Genomic DNA, 3959 nt, shown 5'->3' on the forward strand with positions numbered 1-3959 from the left:
TAGAAACAATCTGTTTATCGATGACGAAGCATTTCGAATATGAGTGTAATCCCTAAAAAAGCTGCAATAATATAACCCAGGATACCAAGGATACTTAAGGATTTAAGATACTGGTAATTAGTATATATGAGCGAAGATCCTATTAAAAAAGCGGCTAAAATAATACTTAGAGAAACTCGATTGCTTATCGAATCGATTTTTTTCCCAATTTCTTCTAACTCTTTATTTTCAAATTTTATATTAAACCGACCTGATGCTAATTTAGTAAGGATTTCATGGCCTTTACCCGGAAATTCCTCGAGCAATTTCTTCCAATCAAATAAATAATGAAAGGCTTTTTTACTAACATTCTCGTAATCCATAGCATGAGCAAATATCTTTCTTAAGGTTTTTTCTAAGTAGGGGGCTATCGTAAAATGGGGATTCAGCATCATACCTGTCCCCTCAGCAACTACTAAGGCTCTTAAAATTGAGACAAAATGAGCAGGAAATTTAAGGTTATGTTTACGAAGTATGTAGAAAAAATCAGTAACTAAATTGTTCAAATTCATCTCTTTTAAATCAGCCGTTATATATCTTTCTAAAACTTCATTGAGATCGAGCCTTAACCCAACTGTTGATTTTATTGGGACAGTTAGTATATCTTCCTCAATATAAGATACTACTCTTGAAGCATCTTTCTCTAAAGCTGCCAACAAAATTTTAACAATACTTACCCGGGTTTCACTATCAATAGCACCTACCATCCCAAAATCAAGAAATACCAGCTCCCCATCGGGTTCTTTTACCATAATATTTCCTGGATGAGGATCGGCATGAAAGAACCCATCTTCAAATATCATTTTTAATACTGCCAATGCTCCTCTTTCAGCTAATAATTGACAATCAAGCCCTTGAATATGGCAATCATGAATACGAGTAAGTCGAACACCTTCTATCAGTTCCATGACTAAAACCTTCCGAGTCGAATGCCTCGGGAAAACTTGTGGTATGTATATGCCTTCTTGTTCTTTAAAATTTTCCCTGAATTTCAGAGCATTAACCGACTCATACAAAAAATCAATTTCTCGGGTCAAATTCTTTCTAAATTCTGCAACTAATTCACTAAAAGAAATGTTCTCAGAAAATATTTTTAAACGATCTGAAAATCCTGCAATATAGGATAAAATCTCTAAGTCAGCATTTACCTTCTTTTCAATATTTGGTTTTTGCACCTTAACAGCTACTTTTTCACCGCTTTTTAATACCGCTCGATGTACTTGAGCTATTGATGCTGAAGCAATAGGATTTGGATCGAATTCGGAAAAAAGCTCTTCTATTTTTGCTTTTAATTCCTGCTCTACGACATCTCGAATTTCTTCGAAGGGAACCGGCGTGGTGTCATCCTGAAGTTTTTTTAGCTCTTGACAATAATCTTCGGATAAAAGGTCAATTCGAGTACTTAGGATTTGACCAATTTTAATAAAGGTTGTTCCAAGTTCTTCTAAAGCCATTCTGAGGTTGAGTTGAGGAGGATTAGCTAAGATTTGTTTGGGAATCGGGGGGAAAGTCCAGCGTTCAAAAAAAACTAAATGATGAAGAGCAAAACCATATTTATTGAATACTCGTATTATTTCTCGAAAGCGCTTGAAATTGCGGTACATAGGGTGCTGAAAGATCAACAATCTCTTTTCTCCTCGCTTCCCCTTTTATTTGAGACTAACCTAACATCTGTTTATTATACATTATTAAGTGAAGGACTGAAAATGATGATATAAGTTGGGTTTTTTAGCTAATAACTTACCAGAGTTTTAAATTCCTCAATCGAACTTTTCTAAAACTTTATCAACGTCTGTAGGATTCGCTAATTTCGATCGTTGAGCATCTAAGGAAATATTTAGAGAGGCAATAATATTAGCAACACGGGTGGATTGTAGAAGATCAAAACCCTTCCATAGCCCCCAAATGAAACCAGCATTAAAATAATCTCCCGCACCAATAGTATCTTTAACCTCAACCTGAATTGTTGGGATATGATATACTTCATCACACGTCATTACTCTGCTTCCATCTTTACCTGTTTTTACCACCAGAGTGCCAGACCATGTATTGAAAATCTCAGTCGGTTGGTCATTGGTTAAATGGGCAACTTCAATTTCATTTGGCAGAAAGTAGTCAAAGCAAGGAAGAAGTTTTAATATTTCATTTTTAACCTGATTTGTCCAACCTTCTGGTGGCCAACCGGTATCCAGCAAAAGAATAGTTTTAGGTTTTTCTTTTTTTATCTTGTGTAGGAAGTGAACAAATTTATCATTTCTGAGGGAATTACTGAGAAAATATCCACATATTAATAAATAATCACCATCTTGAATATGAGAATATACTTTATCTAAATGGATATGTGAAAATTTTTTTTGTGCACCAAGTTCGGTCAAAAAGGTTCTTTCATGGGTTGTTCTATTGGTTAATGCAACCGATAAACCAGTTGCTATATTGGGAAGCTCAAACAAAAAGTCACTATTGACTCCCCACTTTTCATAGGAATTCCGAATGTCCTGCCCAACATTATCTACACCTACTGTTCCGATCACATATACAGGAACCTTTAAACTACCCAAAGCCATCACGGCATTACTGGATTGGCCACCAGGTCGCATGGTATATCCAGGGATGAGCAACTCTACGCCCCAGCCAGGAAAAGTATCAATTTCACCTAATACAAGATCGAGGCTAATGTTGCCTCCTACAAAAACTTTCTTCATGATTTACTCCTTAAGCGTCATTTTGCTTACAATTTGTGCAGTTCCCGGTTCAATATCTTTTCGTATTGCTGCATAGTAGGCAATAATTTGAAGATAAACAATGGCTATCATTGGAGCAAAATACTCATCATTACAATGAATTGGGAGAAATTTGAACCGATGACTTCTTTCTGAAAATGAAAACTCTTTTTCGCCAATCAAAAGAATTTGCGCTTCCTTCTGGATAATCTCTTGAGCAAGAGAAGAGGTAAGTTTTTGCGTTTTGCCATGAAGAGAAAGAATTATAGCCAGCAAAGGATTGACAGCAAGTTCATAAGGTCCATGACGAAATTGACCCGCGGAAAAAACGGCAAAAAGCTCCTTTGCACATTCCGAAAAGCATAGATTCCCATGCCAAGCCGAACTCAGAGCTGGCCCGCGGGCGATGATTACCTTATGATGCGATGGTTGGATGATATCCAATTCATCAAGTAGGTCATTACACCAGCTCTCCGAATTTTCAATTACTTCTTCGATCTCATCAGCAAGTTGATCCAATAAAGAACGTAATCCGTTTATTTCATTTTGTGTACTTATCCAAGATAATGACAAGAGATTCAAAAGCGCTAAGGTCGCAGTGTGTGCTTTGGTAGAGGTTATTGACTCTTCCGTGCCCGAAAGAATATCAATGGTTTCCGCACACAACTTACCCATCGTACTCTTTATTTGCGCTGTAAAACCAATAATCTGATCATTATTTGGACATCTCTTAATAACTTCAACAACTTCAAATGATTCACCTGATTGAGATATGCTGATAAGAGTATCTTCTTTATTTATACTATTTAACCCATAGTGCAACAACTCAGATGCATCAATCCAGACAACGGGATAACCATGGTCTAAAAGTCTTAGATAGGCTGGATAAGCAGCAAACAAAGAACTTCCCATGCCAGTTATTATGATTTTTCCTTTTTTCGGTGCTTTCCAGCTGAATAATTTGCCATCAATAAGGTATTTTTTTGATATTTTTCTAATCAATTCAGGTTGTTCTTTAATTTCCTTAAACATCCTGTTCAAAAGAATGCCCCCCTCATCAGCCTTTATAGATTTGAAACGGATGATTGAATAACCTTTTTTTATTATCTATTTTGAAAATATAGAATCGAGTGAAATGTGAACAAACAAAAAAGAAAAAGGCACACCCCCCTGAATCCCCCCTCAATGGGGGAATAAATT

The 3959-nt window shown here is 36.2% G+C and carries 3 protein-coding genes; all 3 read right to left on the reverse strand.

Annotated features, from left to right (window positions below; translation table 11 throughout):
* Positions 1 to 14: 14 nt before the first annotated feature.
* Positions 15 to 1664, reverse strand: a complete 1650-nt coding sequence (locus PLK24_RS09270) for an ABC1 kinase family protein (RefSeq protein ID WP_324478458.1) — start codon at positions 1662 to 1664, stop codon at positions 15 to 17.
* A gap of 135 nt (positions 1665 to 1799) precedes the next feature.
* Positions 1800 to 2741 carry a carbohydrate kinase family protein gene (locus PLK24_RS09275; RefSeq protein WP_324478460.1) on the reverse strand — a complete coding sequence of 314 codons (942 nt, stop codon included), beginning with the start codon at positions 2739 to 2741 and terminating at the stop codon, positions 1800 to 1802.
* Positions 2742 to 2744: 3 nt separating this feature from the next.
* A complete protein-coding gene (locus PLK24_RS09280; protein WP_324478462.1) occupies positions 2745 to 3791 on the reverse strand; it encodes an SIS domain-containing protein in 1047 nt (348 codons plus the stop codon).
* Positions 3792 to 3959: the final 168 nt, after the last annotated feature.

It is taken from the genome of Atribacter sp. (genome assembly GCF_035418125.1).
Taxonomy (GTDB): domain Bacteria; phylum Atribacterota; class Atribacteria; order Atribacterales; family Atribacteraceae; genus Atribacter; species Atribacter allofermentans.